Origin of the sequence: Corynebacterium doosanense CAU 212 = DSM 45436 (assembly GCF_000767055.1) — a bacterium.
Taxonomy (GTDB): Bacteria; Actinomycetota; Actinomycetes; order Mycobacteriales; family Mycobacteriaceae; genus Corynebacterium; species Corynebacterium doosanense.
The window spans coordinates 215050-232417 of sequence record NZ_CP006764.1 but is presented as its reverse complement, the minus strand read 5'-3'; the positions used below and the strand labels follow the sequence as shown (position 1 = coordinate 232417).

General features: G+C 65.8%; 17 protein-coding genes, 1 tRNA gene and 1 pseudogene. 10 read left to right on the top strand and 9 right to left on the bottom strand.

Annotated elements, in window-relative coordinates:
• Positions 1–155: 155 nt before the first annotated feature.
• The 3 genes and pseudogenes from CDOO_RS01165 to CDOO_RS01150 all read right to left on the bottom strand — a co-directional run bounded on the left by CDOO_RS01165 (position 156) and on the right by CDOO_RS01150 (position 2736).
• Positions 156–1360 (bottom strand): IS3 family transposase gene (locus CDOO_RS01165; protein WP_156111862.1). Its coding sequence is split into 2 segments (ribosomal slippage): positions 156–1066 and positions 1066–1360, totalling 1206 coding nucleotides; the frame shifts between segments, so codons are not numbered across the junction.
• A 70-nt stretch (positions 1361–1430) separates the two neighbouring features.
• Positions 1431–2558: pseudogene (locus CDOO_RS14230) on the bottom strand (type IIL restriction-modification enzyme MmeI); the annotation flags it as partial.
• Between the two features lie 93 nt (positions 2559–2651).
• Positions 2652–2736 (bottom strand) — tRNA-Ser (locus tag CDOO_RS01150).
• A gap of 64 nt (positions 2737–2800) precedes the next feature.
• On the opposite strand from CDOO_RS01150, the gene CDOO_RS01145 reads away from it, so the two are divergent.
• Positions 2801–3763 carry an NAD(P)H-quinone oxidoreductase gene (locus tag CDOO_RS01145; protein ID WP_018022928.1) on the top strand — a complete coding sequence of 321 codons (963 nt, stop codon included), beginning with the start codon at positions 2801–2803 and terminating at the stop codon, positions 3761–3763.
• Positions 3764–3901: 138 nt separating this feature from the next.
• Positions 3902–4588 carry an Ltp family lipoprotein gene (locus CDOO_RS13140; protein WP_018022927.1) on the top strand — a complete coding sequence of 229 codons (687 nt, stop codon included), beginning with the start codon at positions 3902–3904 and terminating at the stop codon, positions 4586–4588.
• A gap of 78 nt (positions 4589–4666) precedes the next feature.
• Here CDOO_RS13140 and CDOO_RS01135 read toward each other — a convergent pair whose 3' ends face one another.
• Positions 4667–5893 (bottom strand): aminotransferase class V-fold PLP-dependent enzyme, encoded by a 1227-nt coding sequence (locus CDOO_RS01135; protein ID WP_018022926.1) that lies wholly within the window; start codon positions 5891–5893, stop codon positions 4667–4669.
• A 149-nt stretch (positions 5894–6042) separates the two neighbouring features.
• Between CDOO_RS01135 and CDOO_RS13135 the strand changes: the two genes are divergently transcribed.
• The 4 genes from CDOO_RS13135 to glfT1 are packed head-to-tail and all read left to right on the top strand — an operon-like array spanning position 6043 to position 9107.
• Positions 6043–6489, top strand: a complete 447-nt coding sequence (locus tag CDOO_RS13135) for a hypothetical protein (RefSeq protein ID WP_026159495.1) — start codon at positions 6043–6045, stop codon at positions 6487–6489.
• 56 nt (positions 6490–6545) lie between these two features.
• Positions 6546–7394 carry a galactan export ABC transporter permease subunit Wzm/RfbD gene (gene wzm / locus CDOO_RS01125; RefSeq protein WP_018022925.1) on the top strand — a complete coding sequence of 283 codons (849 nt, stop codon included), beginning with the start codon at positions 6546–6548 and terminating at the stop codon, positions 7392–7394.
• A 13-nt stretch (positions 7395–7407) separates the two neighbouring features.
• Positions 7408–8205, top strand: a complete 798-nt coding sequence (gene wzt, locus CDOO_RS01120; protein WP_018022924.1) for a galactan export ABC transporter ATP-binding subunit Wzt/RfbE — start codon at positions 7408–7410, stop codon at positions 8203–8205.
• Complete coding sequence (gene glfT1 / locus CDOO_RS01115) at positions 8202–9107, top strand: galactofuranosyltransferase GlfT1 (protein ID WP_018022923.1); 906 nt, start codon at positions 8202–8204, stop codon at positions 9105–9107. The genes wzt and glfT1 overlap by 4 nt, the downstream gene beginning before the upstream one ends.
• Here the strand turns inward: glfT1 and CDOO_RS01110 are convergent.
• From CDOO_RS01110 to CDOO_RS01090, 5 genes are all read right to left on the bottom strand, one after another.
• Complete coding sequence (locus CDOO_RS01110; RefSeq protein WP_018022922.1) at positions 9104–9481, bottom strand: GtrA family protein; 378 nt, start codon at positions 9479–9481, stop codon at positions 9104–9106. The genes glfT1 and CDOO_RS01110 overlap by 4 nt on opposite strands.
• A gap of 86 nt (positions 9482–9567) precedes the next feature.
• Positions 9568–10023: a GtrA family protein gene (locus CDOO_RS01105; protein WP_018022921.1), complete on the bottom strand. Its 456-nt coding sequence runs from the start codon at positions 10021–10023 to the stop codon at positions 9568–9570.
• A gap of 11 nt (positions 10024–10034) precedes the next feature.
• A complete protein-coding gene (locus CDOO_RS01100; protein ID WP_018022920.1) occupies positions 10035–10949 on the bottom strand; it encodes a hypothetical protein in 915 nt (304 codons plus the stop codon).
• 18 nt (positions 10950–10967) lie between these two features.
• Complete coding sequence (locus CDOO_RS01095) at positions 10968–11453, bottom strand: hypothetical protein (RefSeq protein ID WP_018022919.1); 486 nt, start codon at positions 11451–11453, stop codon at positions 10968–10970.
• On the bottom strand, positions 11454–11885 hold the full coding sequence (locus tag CDOO_RS01090; RefSeq protein ID WP_018022918.1) for a hypothetical protein: 432 nt from the start codon (positions 11883–11885) through the stop codon (positions 11454–11456).
• Positions 11886–11917: 32 nt separating this feature from the next.
• Between CDOO_RS01090 and CDOO_RS01085 the strand changes: the two genes are divergently transcribed.
• The 4 genes from CDOO_RS01085 to CDOO_RS01070 all read left to right on the top strand — a co-directional run bounded on the left by CDOO_RS01085 (position 11918) and on the right by CDOO_RS01070 (position 17368).
• Complete coding sequence (locus CDOO_RS01085) at positions 11918–12163, top strand: hypothetical protein (RefSeq protein ID WP_018022917.1); 246 nt, start codon at positions 11918–11920, stop codon at positions 12161–12163.
• A gap of 855 nt (positions 12164–13018) precedes the next feature.
• Positions 13019–14434: a decaprenylphosphoryl-beta-D-ribose oxidase gene (gene dprE1 / locus CDOO_RS01080; protein WP_018022915.1), complete on the top strand. Its 1416-nt coding sequence runs from the start codon at positions 13019–13021 to the stop codon at positions 14432–14434.
• Positions 14435–14473: 39 nt separating this feature from the next.
• Positions 14474–15238: a decaprenylphospho-beta-D-erythro-pentofuranosid-2-ulose 2-reductase gene (gene dprE2, locus CDOO_RS01075; protein ID WP_018022914.1), complete on the top strand. Its 765-nt coding sequence runs from the start codon at positions 14474–14476 to the stop codon at positions 15236–15238.
• 96 nt (positions 15239–15334) lie between these two features.
• Positions 15335–17368: a galactan 5-O-arabinofuranosyltransferase gene (locus CDOO_RS01070; protein WP_081610399.1), complete on the top strand. Its 2034-nt coding sequence runs from the start codon at positions 15335–15337 to the stop codon at positions 17366–17368.

Below are 17368 nucleotides of genomic sequence, written 5' to 3'. Positions count from 1 at the left end.
GACCATGTCTTACCGGGTTGGTAGCCCGAAAGGCGTCGCCACTCGGCGACGATTATGCGGACGAGGTACTTGTCAAAGCGGGCCGAAAGGTGTTGCGTCTTGGGTATTTCTTCGAGGAGGGGGGTGTCCCCCTTTGAGTGGACACGCAGGATTGATCAAGCAGCGGGTGCCACGGTAACAGCCGTGGCGCGGTGTTCGAAAGCTCTCGGCGATAAGTAACTGATCCCGGAGTGCCGACGACGTGTGTTGTACCTCGTGATCCACCGGAACACCTCCCGTCGACACTGAACCGGCGACGCCCAACCACCAGAACCTTGCAGCGTCTCCCTCTTCAGCGAGGCGTTGAACGACTCAGCCATCGCGTTATCCGCACTCGATCCGATCCGGCCCATCGACTGGCGGATCCCCAGCCTCCGGCACGTGGTCTGGAACGCTGAGGAGATATAGACGCTGCCGTGGTCCGAGTGAAATATTGCCCCGTCCAGGGAGCCTCTCGTGCGTGCCGCGTCCTCAATCGCGTCCTGGACGAGACTGGTACGCATGTGGTCCGCAAGCGAGTAGCCGACCAGACGCCTGGAACAGACGTCGATGACCGTGGCCAGGTACATGAATTCTCCTTTCCCGCAGGGCAAGTAGGTGATGTCGCCGATATAGAGCTGGTTGCAGTCCTCGGCGGTGAAGTCTCGGCCGACGAGGTCGTCGAAGACCCTCGCGTCCTGGTCCGGGATGGTGGTGCGTTTCTTCTTGCGCAGGTTCACCCCGGCGATCTGGTGCTGGCGCATGAGACGTTCGATGCGTTTGTGGTTGACCGGCGTGGGCGCGGTGTCGTTGATTTCGGCGGTCATGCGGCGCACTCCGATCGTGGCATCGAACTCCTCGTGGTAGTCCCGCATCTGGGCCACCAGCACATCATCGGCGTGCTGGCGCTGCCTGCGGGCAGGCTTGCCGTCCCGCCACTTGTAAAAGCTTGACCGGTTCAGATTAAGGACATGACACAACCGCTTCACCGAGTAGGTGGTGGCGTAGTCGTCAACGAACTGGAAGCGGATCACCAGGTCGTCTCTCCCGCGAAATACTTCGCGGCCTTGCGCAGGATATCGCGCTCGGTGGAAAGCTTCTGGGTCTCCGAGCGCAGGTGCTGGACTTCTTTGCGCAGGCGCAGCAGCTCGTCGGTGGGGTCCTCGGCGGTGCGGCTGGGCTGGACGCCGCGGGCCCTGCGGGCGGCGTAGACCCAGTTCTTCAACGTCGCCCGGCTGATGCCGAGGTCCACGGCGATTGAGGAAAAAGAAGCGCCCTTGGTGTCCTCGTAGAGCCGGACCGCGTCGGCTTTGAACTCATCGGTGTAGGTGTTCTTCGGCATGGTGGTCTCTCGCATTCTCCGGCCCATTGTGGGCCAGGGTCAGCGTGTCCACCAAACAGGGGACGGCCCCGATCTTGGCATGGAAACGTTCGAGGGCGTTGCGGCGTTTCAGCGGGGCCTGTCCCGGAGCTTCCAGAATGTCGGCGAGTTCTTGCGTAAGCGCATCGGCAAACAACGGGTCGATGACCTTGTGAATGTTCTCCGGCGAGGTGTAATGCATGCCTCCCGCGCGCCTCGTGTCAGGGTTAAGAGTGGACTCGAAAACGCCGCCAAAGATTGTCGGTGAGATCTCCGCCCAGTTCGTGTCCTTGGAAACCTCGTCGACGAGCATTGACAGGATCTCATCCGTGAATGGCGGGACTTCTTCCGCCCGAGCGAACAAGCCACCATTGACATACGGAAACTTTTTCAGCGCTGACTCGAGGTACGGATCCCGTTGATCGACGGGTGTATCCAACACCTCAAACAGTTCTTTCAGAGCGCTACGAGCTTTCGCCGACGAGACGTCATTGAGGTAGGTGTAAAACGCATCCTTGGGGAAGAGCCCAGCGTCCTCGGCAAAGAGGCAGAACACCAGCCTCACGCACAGAACGTTGAGCGCATGTTGGTTCTCTGGGGCGTCGGGGTCCTGGTACTGATCACGCAGCGCGCCGTAGAGCTTGCCGATGAGCGAACCGGCATCCATCGACGCCTTTTCCTCTCGCTTCTGGCGTGCGCGTTGCGGATCGATGAGGAAATCGAGGAGATGGAACTGCTCGGGTAGCTCGTCGAGCGCAAAAGAAAGGTAGTTGTTGCTGGGCTCGACGGTGTTGAGATCGTGGATTCAGAACTCGCCGAAGTTACAGACGATGATGAAGTCTGGACGCTTGGAGTTCGGCATCGCATTCGCGTAGTTGAACGCTTGCTGGAAAGGAGTGACATCCTGGGACTGTCTTGAACCTGTCTTGTCCAAGCTCACGCCAACGGACTTTTGTTCGATGAAAGTCTTCGCGTCGGGAATCGAGACATCGATGAAGCCACCACTTGCCGTGCGCTCCTCGAAGAACACGTTGGTAGTCAGGTCCTCCATGCCGACTACCTCACGAAGGAGATCCGTCCAGAACTGGGCCGTCTCACCCTTTTCGTAACCTCGTCCGCTCCAGGTTTTGGAAAATTTGATGGCGGCCTGGCGGCGTGATTCATGCGTGGTCGAGGTCATAGCGAAGACTCTATGCGCCCAGGGATCACTTTGTGAAAGGAGCCTGGCAACAAGTAACCCCAGTTCAGTAACGAACTGGGGTTATCTGGACTGCGGAGACGGCGGGATTTGAACCCGCGGAGGTTTCACCCTCGCTGGTTTTCAAGACCAGTGCATTCGGCCGCTCTGCCACGTCTCCAACGAGGACGAATCTTAACCGAGGGCGGCGAAAGTCCCTACCCTGGGGTCGCATGAGTACAACCATGAACGCCATCATTCAGACAGACCCCGACAACCCCCGCGCCCTCGAGTGGCAGGAGACGCAGAAACCGGAACTCAACCCGGGTGAGGTCCTGGTCAAGGTCGCTGCGGCAGGTGTGAACCGCGGCGACCTCATGCAGGCGAAGGGCATGTACCCGCCGCCGAAGGGCGCCTCGGAGATCATCGGCCTGGAGTGCGCGGGCACGATCGCCGACGCCGGCGACACCGGCCGCACCGTCGGCGAGGAGGTCGGCTGCCTGCTCGCGGGCGGTGGCTACGGCGAGTTCGTCGCCGTCCCCGAGGGCCAGCTCACCCCGATTCCGCAGGGCTACTCCCTCGCAGAGACCGCCGCGATTGTCGAGGTCGCGTGCACGGTGTGGTCGACGCTCGGCATGCAGGGCGGCCTGGACGCGGAGAAGACTGTGCTCATCCACGGCGGCGCGGGCGGCATCGGCACGATGGCCATCCAGATTGCCAAGGCCCTCGGTGCAACGGTGGCCACGACCGCCGGGTCCGCGGAGAAGCTGGAGACCTGCCGGGAGCTGGGGGCCGATATCCTCATCAACTACCGGGAGGAAAACTTCGTCGACAAGCTAGAGGGACAGGTTGACCTCATCCTGGACATCATTGGCGCGGACTACTTCGCCGACAACATGAAGTGCCTGGCCAAGGACGGCCACCTGTTCATCATCGCCGTCCAGTCCGGCACGAAGGCGGAGATCAACCTCGGCCGGATGCTGCCGCGCCGCCAGCACATCACCGCGGCGACGCTGCGCGCGCGGGATCTGGACGACAAGGCGAACATCGTCGCGGACACCGTCGAGAACGTCTGGCCGTTGCTCAACGACGGCCGTGTCACCCATCAGATCCATCGCACCGTTCCCATGCAGGACGCGGCAAAGGCCCACGAGCTGCTGGATTCCGGTGAGGTCACCGGCAAGATCGTGCTGACTCTCGGCACCTAGCCGACACGGGCCCTTCGCCCTCCCCAAAGAGAATGCGGTACTTTCGGTATCTACAACCTGACCACTCATGGGTTATATCTAGTTGTTGGCTTCACCGATCATCCAGACCAGTGAATTTCACTGACTAGGAGCATCAGCATGTCTTCACCGATTGATCCCAAGGACGGCAAGCCCGCTGCGGACCGCCTCAACAACAAGGCCGAGGAAGCGACGTACCGCGCAGAATCCGCCGATGTCGATAACGTCGACAAGACCCGCAAGGTAGAGACCGCCCCGGTCTCCGGAAGCACCGGTTACAAGGAAGAGGAGAAGAAGGGTGGATGGCTGAAGTGGGCCCTCCTCGCCCTCCTCGCCCTTCTCCTCCTCGGTTTGCTCTTCTGGTTCCTCAACCGGGACAGCGACGATGACGACGCCGCCGCACCGGCCACGACCACCTCGGCCACGGCTTCGGCGACCACCTCCCCGTCCGAGTCGTCGGCCACCTCCGAGACCGCCGCAGGGGGTGCAGCAGCCGGCGCCCAGGCTGATCCCCAGAGCGCGCTCGCCGACGCACAGGCGTTCGTCGATTCTCCGATCCCCTTCTCTTACCAGGGGCTTTACGATCACCTGATCAGCGCAGAGGGTGGCGAGTACACTCCTGAGGCTGCTCAGTTCGCTGTCGACAACGTTAACGCCGACTGGAACCACGAGGCGGCCCAGGCTGCGCAGGGTTACGCCGCGAACTTCGACATGACCCCCGAGGCGATCCTTGACGAGCTCGGCGCCGCAGACGGTGGCAAGTTCACCCCCGAGCAGGCTCAGGCTGGCGTCGCCACCCTCAGCTAGTCTCTTCTCAGTACCCCAGGCAAAGACCCGGTAGCCCCTGAAGGCTGCCGGGTCTTTCTGCGTGTTCTGAGCGGCCGCTCAGGCGAGTGACGCCACCGCGCGGATGAGCTGGTTGACATCGTGGGTGGTGTTGAACGGGCCCAGCCCAACGGTCACGGCGCCGCCGATGTCGGCCACGCCCATCTCCTCCATGAGTGAACTGGCCGGGGCAAGCGCGGTGACCAGGCCGTTGTCCACCAGGCGGCGCTGCACGGTCTCCGCGGGGACGCCATTGACGGCGAAGGACAGCCTCGGGAGCCGATCCTTGCCCGCACCCGCGGCAGCCTCGCCGGTGACGCCGACGATGTGCACGGACTCGAGGGAGTCGAGGTAGAGGTAGAGGTCGTCGCGAAGCGAGCGCATGTACCCGGACAGGGCCGTCATCGACTGCACCAGCTGCTGGCGCCTCGTTCCGGTGGAGTCGGTGAGGGCGGCGAGGTGGTCGATCGTCGGCGCGACGCCACCCGCCAGCCCGGCGGAGACGACCGAGCTGGCGCGCAGATCGATTCCCGGAACGACGTCGCCGAGGCGGTTGAACATCAGCGGATCGCGGAACACCAGCGCACTGACCTGCGGCCCGCCCAGCTGAGCGAGGTCGACGCCGAGGATGTCCACGTTCAGGTCGTGGATGTCCAGTGGACGGGAGGGGGCGAGCGAGGAGGCGTCGACAAGCACCCAGGCGCGGGAGCGGGAGCGCACGTCCTCGGTGATCTGCTCGATGTCCGCCACCGATCCGATCTCCCCCTGCGTGGCGGAGAAGGACACCAGGCGCGTCGAGCCGTCCACGAGGTCGCGGAACTGGAAGCCGGGCAGCTGGCCGGTGCCGAGGTCCGGCACGGCCCAGCGGATCTCGGAAGCCGGTCCCTCCGCGAACGGGGCGGTGAACTCCGGGCCGTCGAGACCACTGAGCACCACCGACGATCCGCGGCGCCACATCGGGCGCATGGCCCGGGCTAGCTGCGAATAGAGAACCGCCATCGACGGGCCGAGGACAACACTGTCCGCGGTGGCGCCCACGAGGTCGGCGACCGCGACCCGCGCCTGGTGCGCAAACCCGTCGCCTTCCGGGGTTCCGGCGGCGCGCTGCTGCGCATGACTGCCGCCCTTCTCCACCGGCGACACGGCCGTGGAGAGACGGAAGGAGCGGGCCACGGCGGAGGAGACCCGTTCGGGGATCTGGGGGCAAGAGTGGGCGTTGAGGTAGGTCCACCCGTCGCCGAGCGAGGTGTAGAGACCACGCACGCTGAACACGTCGTATCCGCTCATGTGCGTCTCCTCCTTTTTTGTCACCGGTCAACAGAGTAGTGATCCGTCCAAGTTCCCGCGCGACGTCCGGCCGGTGGCCTACGATACCGCAACCGCCCCCGAGCCTACGCGCCGTCACCAGCCCGCCCGCAAACCCGGAGCATGCCGCCATGAGACTGAGATCGCCCGCAGTTTTCCCGCTGCTGTGCGCCTCGCTGGGCGCCCTGTCCGCCTGTCAGACAACGGCTCCGACCTCCGGTTCCACAGTCACGGCAACAACCACGGTCGTCCAGGCGAGCACCGTCACCACCACGGCCACCACCACGGCGACCGCGCCCACCGAAACGGTCACCAGCTGGGCGCTCACGTCGCCGTCGTCCACCACCAGGACCACACCGGCGCGTGACGACGGTCGTTGGTCCGACCTCGGCCCCTACCCGGGCGAGGAGATCTGCCGCACCTACGCGGACACCCTGCGCGGCGAACTCCCGGCCGACGATCGCTGGCAGGTCGGCAGCTGCGAGCGTCGCGACACCCACTGGTACCTGCCCCTCTTTCAGCCGGAATCGACCCCCGAGGCCACGTCGGAGTCCGGTGAGCCCCGACCCGGGCGGTAGGCTGGCTCGCTGTGCAGCGTCAAACACCCGAACAACTGCGAGCCGACGTCGCGCGGATGTCCGCGCCGACCGACGGCTCCGCACCCGCCTCCCAGTCCTCCACCTTCGGGGCGGCCTTCGCCGATCTCCGCAAGGGCGCGGGCCAGCACGAACTGTGGCTCCAGCTCGGCTGGCAGGACATCAAACAGCGCTACCGCCGCTCGACCCTGGGCCCACTGTGGATCACCGTGGCCACCGGCGTCATGGCGCTGGCGCTGGGCCTGCTGTACTCCATGCTCTTCCAGCTGCCGCTGCGTGAGTTCCTCCCCCACGTCACCGTCGGCCTGATCATCTGGAACTTCATCTCCGGCTGCATCAAGGACGGCGCCAACGTCTTCATCGAGAATGAGGGGCTGATCAAGCAGCTGCCCTCGGCGCTGTCGGTGCACGTCTACCGGCTGGTCTGGCGGCAGATGATCTTCCTCGCGCACAACCTGGTCATCTGGGTCGCGCTGGTGCTGGTGTTCCGCATCAACCTGGGCTGGGAGGTCATCCTCGCCATCCCCGCGCTGGTGCTGCTGGCCGTCAACGGCGTGTGGGTGACCATGTTGTTCGGCATCATCGCCACCCGCTTCCGCGATGTCGCTCCGCTGCTCGAGGCCCTGGTGCAGTTGATGTTCTACATCACCCCGATCGTCTGGACCACGCACACCCTCAAGGAGCAGGGCGGCGACGTCGCCGAGCGCGCAAAGCTGGCGGAGATCAACCCGCTCTACCACTACCTGGAAATCATCCGCGCCCCGATGATCGGCCAGGACATCGCCGGCTACCACTGGTGGATCGTCCTCGGCTGCACCGTCGCCGGCCTGCTCATCACCACCGTGGTCATGCGCCAGTGGCGCTTCCGCGTGAGCTACTGGGTGTAAAAGGAGAACTCATATGGCTTCCATTGACACCTACGACGCCTGCGTCGACTTCCCCATCTTCGACGCCAAGTCGCGTTCCCTGAAGAAGGCGATGCTCTCCACCGCGGGCGGCGCGATCGGCAGAAACGACTCCAACACCGTCGTGGTGGAGGCGCTCAAGGACATCAACCTCCACCTGCGCGAGGGCGACCGCGTCGGGCTCGTCGGCCACAACGGCGCCGGCAAATCGACGCTCCTTCGCCTGCTCTCCGGCATTTACGAACCCACCCGCGGCTCCGCGGACGTCCGCGGCCGCGTCGCCCCGGTCTTCGACCTTGGAGTGGGCATGGACCCCGAGGTCACGGGCTACGAGAACATCATCATCCGCGGCCTGTTCCTCGGCCAGTCCCGCAAGCAGATGCGGGCGAAGATCGACGAGATCGCGGAGTTCACCGAGCTCGGCGAATACCTCTCCATGCCGCTGCGCACCTACTCCTCCGGCATGCGCGTGCGCCTGGCGCTCGGCGTGGTCACCTCCATCGAGCCGGAGATTCTGCTTCTCGACGAGGGCATCGGCGCCGTGGACGCAGCCTTCATGGCCAAGGCCCGGGTCCGCCTGCAGGAGCTGGTAGAGCGCGCCGGCATCCTCGTGTTCGCCTCCCACTCCAACGACTTCCTCGCCCAGCTGTGCACCACGGCACTGTGGGTCGATCACGGGCAGATCCGCCAGACCGGCCCGGTCGGCGAGGTCGTCGAGGCCTACGAGGGCCCCGAGGCCGGACAGCACATCCGCAACCTGCTCAAACGATTCTCGGAGGAAGACAACCAGTGACCCCCACGCTGAACCGGTCCGGGCGCACCGCCGCGGTGATCGTCACCCACAAGCGGGTCGAACTGCTGCGCGCCTCCCTCGAGCAGGTCTGCCACCAGTCCCACCCGGTCGACTGGGTGGTCGTGGTGGACAACGGGGCGGAAAGCGACGTCGAGAAGCTCCTTTCGGAACTGGCGGGCGAGCGCGGCGTTTACCTGGCCTCGCACACCAACCTCGGGGGCGCCGGCGGCTTCGCCTACGGTTTCCTCACCGCGCTGGCGCTCGGCGCCGACGCGATCTGGTGCGCGGATGACGACGGCCGACCCGCCGACCACGGCACCCTCGCGGCGCTCTACGACGTCGCCGAATCCCGCGGCCTGCACGAGGTCTCACCCACGGTATGCAACATCGACGAGCCCGAGCGCCTGGCCTTCCCGCTGCGCCAGGGCCTGACCTGGCACCGCCGGCGCGGCGATCTCGAGGGCGACTTCATCGAGTCCTACGCCTCCCTGTTCAACGGCGCGCTCATCTCCGCGCCCGCCATGGAGATCATCGGCGTGCCCGACTACCGCCTGTTCATCCGCGGCGATGAGGTGGAGTACCACCGTCGACTAGCGCGCTCCGGACTGAAGTACGGCACCGCGCTCACCGCGTTCTACCTGCACCCGGACGGCTCCGACGAGTTCAAGCCCATCCTCGGCGGGCGGATGCACGCGCAGTACCCGGACAACGAGACGAAACGGTTCTTCACCTACCGCAACCGCGGCTACCTGCTCTCCCAGCCGGGCAACCGCAAACTCGCCTTCCAGGAGTTCGCCCGCTTCGGGTGGTTCTTCCTCGTGCAGAAACGCGACGTCGCGGGCTTCCGCGACTGGCTGACGCTGCAGCGACGGGGATTCCGCGAGGACTTCCGCCGGCCCTAGCCCCTGCGGAAGATGAGGAAACGCTGGACCAGGAAGTTGATGGCCGTGGCCACCGCCTGGGACACGATGAACGCCAGGACCAGCGCCGTCGTGGCGGACACGGAAGACTCCAGCAGCGGCAGGATCTCCCGGTAGAGCACGATGTTCACCCCGTAGGTGAGCAGGTACGTCGTCATCGTGGCCCCGAAACGACGTTTGGAGAATCCCGCCCGGAAGGTCCACCGGCGGTTGATCACGTAGGCCAACACGGTTCCCAGCACCCAGCCGACGGTGCGCGCCCAGAAGTCCCCCAGCACGTCCAGCCCGATCTGCAGGACCCACGTGACCGTGAGGTCGACCACGGCCGCCACCCCGCCGGCGACGGTGAACTTCACCGCCTGCGCCCGCAGGGACGAGGAGTGGCGTCGGCGGGAGTCGGTGAAGGCGCCGAGCGCCGCCGAGAACGAGGAGGAAATGCCGGCTACCTGCTCTCGGACTCAGCGGGGGTTTCGGCGGGTGGGGAGACGCGGAAGATCAGCGTGCGCTGCAGGATGAAGTTGGTCAGCGTGGCCACACCCTGGGCGATGACAAACGAGATGGTGTTCTTGATGATGCCGTCGAAACCGAGGGCCTGCAGCGGGGCGTCGGTAAGCCACCACAGCAGATTCTGGATGGCGAAGGTGGACGCGTAGAGCACAAACACGGCGAGCGCCTTTCGCCCGGACACCGCCGCGTTGAAGGTGTACCGCGAGTTGAGCAGGTACGCGGCGATGGTGCCGAAGATCCAGCCCACCACCTTGGACCACTGCCGGTGCAGCCCGAGGGCGTTGAGGATCATCGTCAGCGAGTAGTCGATGGCCGCGGTGACGATCCCTACCGCGATGAAGCGGGAGAGCTGTTTCTTCAGGGAATCCTGGGAAGTCTGCTGGGTGGACACGAGGGGAAAGCCTACCCGTCGGCCCGCAGCAGGCCCCGGAAGAACTCGAGCCGGTCCAGCGGGCCGAGCGCCTCTGGGCCGTACATGCGCAGCTCCTCCAGCACGGAGAGTGAATCGCGGCACAGCTCCCGGGCGGATCGGCCGCTGATCGGCGAACCGTCATCCTCCACCCAGCCGAGCGCCTCCATCACCGTCTCGGCCACCGCATCGGCCGTCTCGTCGTCGGACAGGGCGGCCAGCCCCAGGGCGAGCGCCCAGAACGCATCCACCTGTGCGGGCTCCTCCTCCACGGGGAGATCGCGCATCCGGCGACGCACCTCCGGGGAGAGTTCGGGCTCCCGGGAGAGATCCAGCGCCTGGAGCAGCGGCACAAGGTCGGAGATCCGGCTGCGCTCGATGAGCGAGGTCACGGGCGCGGCCGCGTGACTGAGGACCTCCTGCGTGGTGTCCGTTCCGGTGAGCGCGGCGTTGATGGCCGCAATGTCGAACCTCGCCTCGCCGAACCTGCCGGAGCCGCCGACGCACAACGCCCACGGCGTGCCGCGGTCGCGGGGCCAGGAGAAGGAGGACACCACGGTGAACTGCCACAACCCCAGGTGGAAGATGAGCGAGTCCCCGCTCGCCCCGAGGTAGCGGTGCAGCGGTTCATCCGGATCGAGCGCGGTGTCGGCGTCAGTCCCGGGCAGGCAGAAATGCCATGGCGCCCGCGCCCCCTCCTCGTCGATGCCGAAGCTCACCAGGAGCACGTCGCGCAGATCCCGGAGCTGCAGGCTGTCGGTCACCCCGATGTGGCGGTGCGTCTCCCCGTCCGCCCGCACGTTGGACACCTGCAGCACGACGGTGCGGTCCACTCGCCCCGCCGCGGCGCGCCGGGCACGGGCGTCACCGAGATCGATGACCCTCGCGGGCTCGGAGTGTGATGTCATGCGCCCCAGGGTAGCGATTTAGGTGTCCAAGTCTCGCCCGATCGGCAGCGGGCGGACGTCCGGCCCGTACTCCTCGGCGAGGTAGCGGCGCATTTTCCGGGCCGCCTCGAAACCGTGCCAGTACTCCACGATCTCCGCGGCGGCCACGGCCATCGCCCACGCCTCGCGGGCCTCGGGCTCCCCGTGATAGGTCTGCGCGATCTCGGCCACGTCCGGGCGCGGGAGGTCATCGAAACGCGGCAGGGTGATCGACGGGGTCGCCTTCTTCGCGGCCTGCGCGCTGGAACGCACCTTGGCCACCTCGGCCTCGACGGCGTCCGCGAGCTTTTCGAGGTCGGTGGAACCGACGGTGAGGTGCACCGCACCGTCGAGAAGCGATCCCTCGTCCGCGGTGATCCACGCCCCGGTGAGGATGCCCGGGGAGTCCGGGTCCGTCTGGACGTGCCAGATCACCGAGTTCCCGGGACGCTTGTCGACGACCGCGAGCACCGGATACGCCGTCATCTACGCGGCCTCGTGTCGGCGGTGTTCGATCTCCGATCCGGCGAAGACCACGGCCGCCGACAGCGCGCCGAGCGCGGCATGCGGGCGAGTGATGCCGCGACGGCTCAGCCACCGGGCGGCCCGGTCCTCCCCCTTGGCCAGTGCGACGATGCCCGCGGCCACCCCGCCGATGACGGCCCAGGTGGTGGCCGGCGAGGCCACCTCCTCGGGCGGGGCGTAGCTGTCGGGTTCATCCGCCGGGTCCTCCTCGGCGGCGTTGAGGTAGGCGACGAGCCCGACGCCCGCGGCCAGGACCGCCGCGCGAAGCGCGATCTCGGTGCGGCGATCGGACACGTGATCGGGGATGGCGACGAACCCTGCCACCAGACCCGCCTGGACGAGCCGCCCGGCCAGGGTGTCGTCGAGGCTGTAATTGTCAACGTCGGTAGTCATGCCCCACATCCTAACCAGCTAACGTGGGGCCAATGATCCCGCAGAAGAATGTCGACCCCGAGGATGTCCGCCACGGCACCCACCTGGCGGCCCAGCGAACCGAGGCGCCACTCAATGACTTCATGATTCGACTGATGGCCGAGGAACTGCCGTTCCTGGACAGCAAGGACCGCATCCGTGTCTACGAGGTGCTCCGGGAGCACGCCGCCGCGGGCGGGGCAGAGATCACCTCGCAGGAAGAGCTCCCGCGGGAGATTCGCGAGCTCATGGATCTGTAGGGCCTGCCTGGGCATAGACGAACTCCCCGTCGCGACAAATGTCGCTGCGGGGAGTTCGTTGTCTGATTTCCTCCCCGGCCTTGGAGGGCCGGGATCAGCTAAGGGGGTTCCTTAGAAGATGTTGGAGGAGAGCTCGGTGACGGTGTCGAGGATGTCGCCGAAGACGCCGGTGAAAGCGCTGATGAGGGTACCGAAGAGACCGAAGACGCCGGAGGAGAGGTCGGAGATCATGATGAAGCCTTTCTGTAAGTGTCCGAGCAGGCCGTGTGACTTGCTCTGTAGCCAAAATTATTGACACCTCAGACGGGTAACGCAAGACCCTTCCAGAACCGTCATATTTTTCATTTCACGTATTTTATAAATTTGGCCCGGGAATCAAGTTGCCCTGCGCTTTCCGGCGAATTTGCTGGTCATACCTTCGTTATGACCACCCATGGGGTCCTACCCCTGATCGGGGGCGGCAGATGACCTGAACCACCGCCCATAAACGCTTTAACCAGCTTTTATTCAAATACTGCGCCCGTGGCGCGTTCTGCATAGTATACATTACATAAATTTGGTTTTCACAGGCAGTTCCAACGTTTACAGGCCCCTCCGAGCCGGATTCCCCACCCTGACCGTCTCGCGCTATATATGCAGGTTTCCGCCCAGGGTTACATTTTCGCTCAAATATGTGAGGTTCCGGGGAATCGCACCCGGGGACGTAACGCACCACCGCACAGATCACACCCTCCCCGCACGCTTGCTCCCCCGTCCCCGTTGGACGCCCGAGTAGGCTCGGCCGGGAAGAACGAGAAGAAGATGCCCGCGCCAGTTCTCCCGCGCGGGCGCACCCGACGACAGAAGATCTGGAAGATGCACTCGCACACCACCGTCAAATCCCTCCACGGCTGGGGACGCACCGCGCCCTCCGTTGCCGAAGTTCTGCGTACCTCCGACCCCGACGTCATCATCAGGGTGGTGAGGGAGGTCGCCGAGAAGAACGCTGGCCTCCCCGAATCCGCCCGCCGCGGCGTCATCGCCCGCGGCATGGGCCGCTCCTACGGTGACCCCGCCCAGAACGGTGGCGGCCTCGTCATCGACATGCAGGGTCTCAACCGGATCCACTCCATCGACCCGGAATCCGCCCTCGTCGACGTTGACGCCGGCGTCAACCTGGACCAGCTCATGAAGGCCGCGATCCCCTACGGCCTGTGGGTCCCCGTCCTGCCGGGCACCCGCCAGGTCACCATCGGCGGCGCCATCGGCCCCGACATCCACGGCAAGAACCACCACACCGCCGGCTCCTTCGGCAACCACGTCGTGTCCATGGAGCTGCTCGTCGCCGACGGCCGGGTCCTCCACCTGGAGCCGGAAGGCTCCGCCGACGATCCCGACGGCGCCCTCTTCTGGGCCACCGTCGGCGGCATGGGCCTGACCGGCATCATCCTGCGCGCGCAGATTCGCATGACCAAGACGGAGACGGCGTACTTCATCGCGGACACGGACCGCACCGACAACCTCGACGAGACGGTCGCATTCCACTCCGACGGCTCCGAGGCCGGTTACGAGTACTCCTCCGCCTGGTTCGACGCCATGAGCCCGGAGCCGAAGCTGGGCCGCTCCACGATCTCCCGCGGCTCACTGGCCACGCTGGCCCAGCTGCAGGAACTGGCGCCCAAGCTGGCCAAGGACCCGCTGAAGTTCAACGCGCCGCAGCTGATGAAGGTCCCCGACATCTTCCCGTCGTGGACCATGAACAAGCTGACGCTGGGCACCATCGGCGAGCTGTACTACGCCATGGGTGCCCCGGCGCGTAACCAGGTGAAGAACCTCACGCAGTTCTATCAGCCGCTGGATCTCATCGGCGAGTGGAACCGCGGTTACGGTTCCGCCGGTTTCCTGCAGTACCAGTTCGTCGTCCCCATGGATGCGGTGGAGCCCTTCAAGGACATCATCAAGCAGATCCAGGCCTCGGGCCACCACTCCGCACTCAACGTGTTCAAGCTCTTCGGCCCCGGCAACCGCGCACCGCTGTCCTACCCCATGCCGGGCTGGAACGTGTGTGTGGACTTCCCCATCCGGCCGGGCCTGCACACGCTGCTGGACTCGCTGGACAAGCAGGTCATGGAGTTCGGCGGTCGCCTCTACCTGGCCAAGGAGTCGCGGACCTCCGCGGAGAACTTCCACGCCATGTACCCCGGCCTGGAGGGCTGGCTGCGCACCCGCAACGAGATTGACCCCACCGGAGTCTTCGCCTCCGACATGTCCCGCCGTCTCGAACTGCACTAACCCGCCCGACCAGTTCCACCAGAAGGAGAACACGACACCATGCTCAACGCAGTGGGCCAGGCCCAGAACATTCTGCTGCTCGGCGGCACGTCCGAGATCGGTCTCGGCATCGTCAGCGAGTTCCTCAGCAAGGGGCCGTCCAAGGTCACCCTTGCCGCCCGCGCGGATTCGCCCCGCGTGGAGGCGGCCGTCGATACGCTCACCCGAGCCGGCGCCACCGAAGTCAACGTCATCGACTTCGATGCCCAGGACACCGCCAGCCACCCGGACGTCATCTCCCGAGCTTTCGCGGACGGGGATGTCGACGTCGCCATCGTGGCCTTCGGCACCCTGGGTGACCAGGAACAGCTGTGGCAGGATCACGCCGCCGCCGTCGAGAGCGCCGAAATCAACTTCACCGGTTACGTCTCCGTGGGCGTGCTGCTCGGCCAGGCCATGAAGAACCAGGGCCACGGTCACGTCGTCGCGCTGAGCTCCGTCGCGGGCCAGCGGGTGCGCCGCTCCAACTTCGTCTACGGCGCCTCGAAGGCGGGTGTCGACGGCTTCTTCACCCAGCTCGGCGTCGCGCTGGCCGAGTCCGGCGTCAAGGTGCTCGTGGTCCGCCCGGGCCAGGTGCGAACCAAGATGAGCTCCGGAACCGGCAAGGAGGCGCCGCTGACCGTGGACGTGTCCGATGTCGCAGAGGCGACCTTCGCCGCAGTGCTCAAGGGCCGCAGCGGAATCTTCGTGCATCCCCTCTTCGAACCGATCTCGCTGGTACTGAAGAACATGCCGAGCGCCGTGATGAACCGCCTCAGCTTCTAGGCACCACCCCGCACCGGGGCCCGTCCACCGTCTTTTCGGTGGGCGGGCCCTCGTCATGAATCGGCTACCACCCGCTTCTATGCGAAACTGTTACACATGAGCAGTGCTGTGACCGGGGCCCTCGACAGGCCCACGCCCACCCGTCGGAGATCCCTGGATGCGGACCGCCCCAGCCCGTCATTCGTGCGGGAATACGCCCCGGACGTCTTCGGCCGCGGCCGGACCATCACGGCGATCGCCGCGGCGGGATTCTTCGGCGGCGTCTTCGCGCTCCTGGCCTGGCTGGTCCTCGACCGGACCAGCCTGCCCGCTTACAGCACCTCCATGGTCACCCGCGCGCTGGCCACCGCCGGCACCGTCGCGGTGCTCGTCGCGGTCGGCGTGCTCACGGCGCTCTGGCTTCTCGACGAACACCGCGCACCAGATACCGGTGTCACCCGCCCCCGCTGGCGCGTGGCGTTGACCTACGCCGTCTCCTATCTCTCCCCCGCGGGCATCGTGGTGGCCACCCTGGCGATCCCCCTGTCCGCCACCAGACTCTACCTCGACGGGCTGCAGGTGGACCAGGGTTTTCGCACCCAGTTCCTCACCCGCATGACCGAGACCGCCACGAACCATGACATGAATTACATCGACATGGTCTCGTACTACCCCATCGCGTGGTTCTGGATGGGCGGGCGGCTGGCCAACCTGCTGGGTCTGTCCGGCTGGGAGGTGTTCCAGCCGTGGGCGATCATCTCCCTGGCCATCGCCGGGTGCATCCTCGTCCCGGTCTGGCAGCGCCTCACGGGTTCGCTCCCGGTGGCCACGGCCATCGCGCTGGTCACCACGTGTGTCACCCTGGTGATGAGCCCCGAGGAGCCCTACGCGGCCGTCATCGCCATGGGTGTTCCCGCCGTGTGTGTCATGCTCCGGCGTGCGCTGCTGGGATCGTGGTTCGCCACCCTGGGCACCATCGTGTTCCTCGGCGTCGCCGCCTCGTTCTACACACTGTTCACCGGCGCGGTCGCCCTCTCGGTGGTCGCCGTGGCCGCCGTCTTCACGGCCCTGATCACCCGCTGGTGGGTGCCCATCATCCACCTCGCCGTCATCGGCTTCGGCTCCATCGCCATCGCCCTGATCACCTGGGCGCCGTTCCTCTGGCAGGCGCTCACCGGCCCGGAGGTGCTGGAATCCACCGCCAACCACTTCCTGCCGCAGGAGGGCACCCAGATCCCCGTGCCCTTCCTCGCCCCCTCGGTCATCGGCGTGCTGTGCCTGGTGGGCCTCGTCTACCTCGTGGTGCGCTTCCATGACCTAGACATCCGGGTCATGGCCGTCATGACCATCGGCTTCTACCTCTGGTCCCTGGCCTCGATGGTGGCCACCCTCGCCGGCACGTCGCTGCTGGGATTCCGCATCGACATCCTCATCGTGCTCATGATGTCCACCGCCGGCGTCCTCGCCCTGGCGGAGATCCGGCTCATCGGGATCCGCAGGCTCTACCCCGAGTCGCTGCCCCTGGAGACCACCCGGAAGATCACCCTCGCCATGCTCGTGATCGTCCTCGCCGCCGGGGCCTACTACGCCCAGGACATCCCGGCTCGCAACGAGAACGCCATCGACCACGCCTACCGGGACACCGACGGCTCCGGCGAGCGTGCGGACCGCTACGCCCCCGACGCGGCCAGCTACTACCCGGAGATCGACGAGCACCTCCGCGCCGAGGGGTTCGAACCCACTGACACCGTCATCCTCACGGATGAGAACCGGTTCCTCTCCTTCCACCCGTATCACGGGTTCAACGCCTTCACCAGCCACTACGCCAACCCGCTGGGCGAATACTCCCAGCGCAGCGCCCTGGTTCGCGAGTGGGCGGACGACTCCTGGACCAGCATCGACTCCCCGGAGTCCTTCCGCGACGCGCTCGACGACAGCCCCTGGCACCGTCCGGACGTGTTCATCTTCCGCGGCGAGGCCGAGGGTTCCGTCGACGGCTGGAAGACCCACGTCGCCGAGGACATCTACCCCAACCAGCCCAACGTGCGTTACACGGCCACCTTCTTCAACCCCGAGGTCTTCGCGGACGAGGACCTGTGGACCGTGGAGCAGATCGGACCCTTCGTGGTGGTGTCGGCCAACAATGCATAA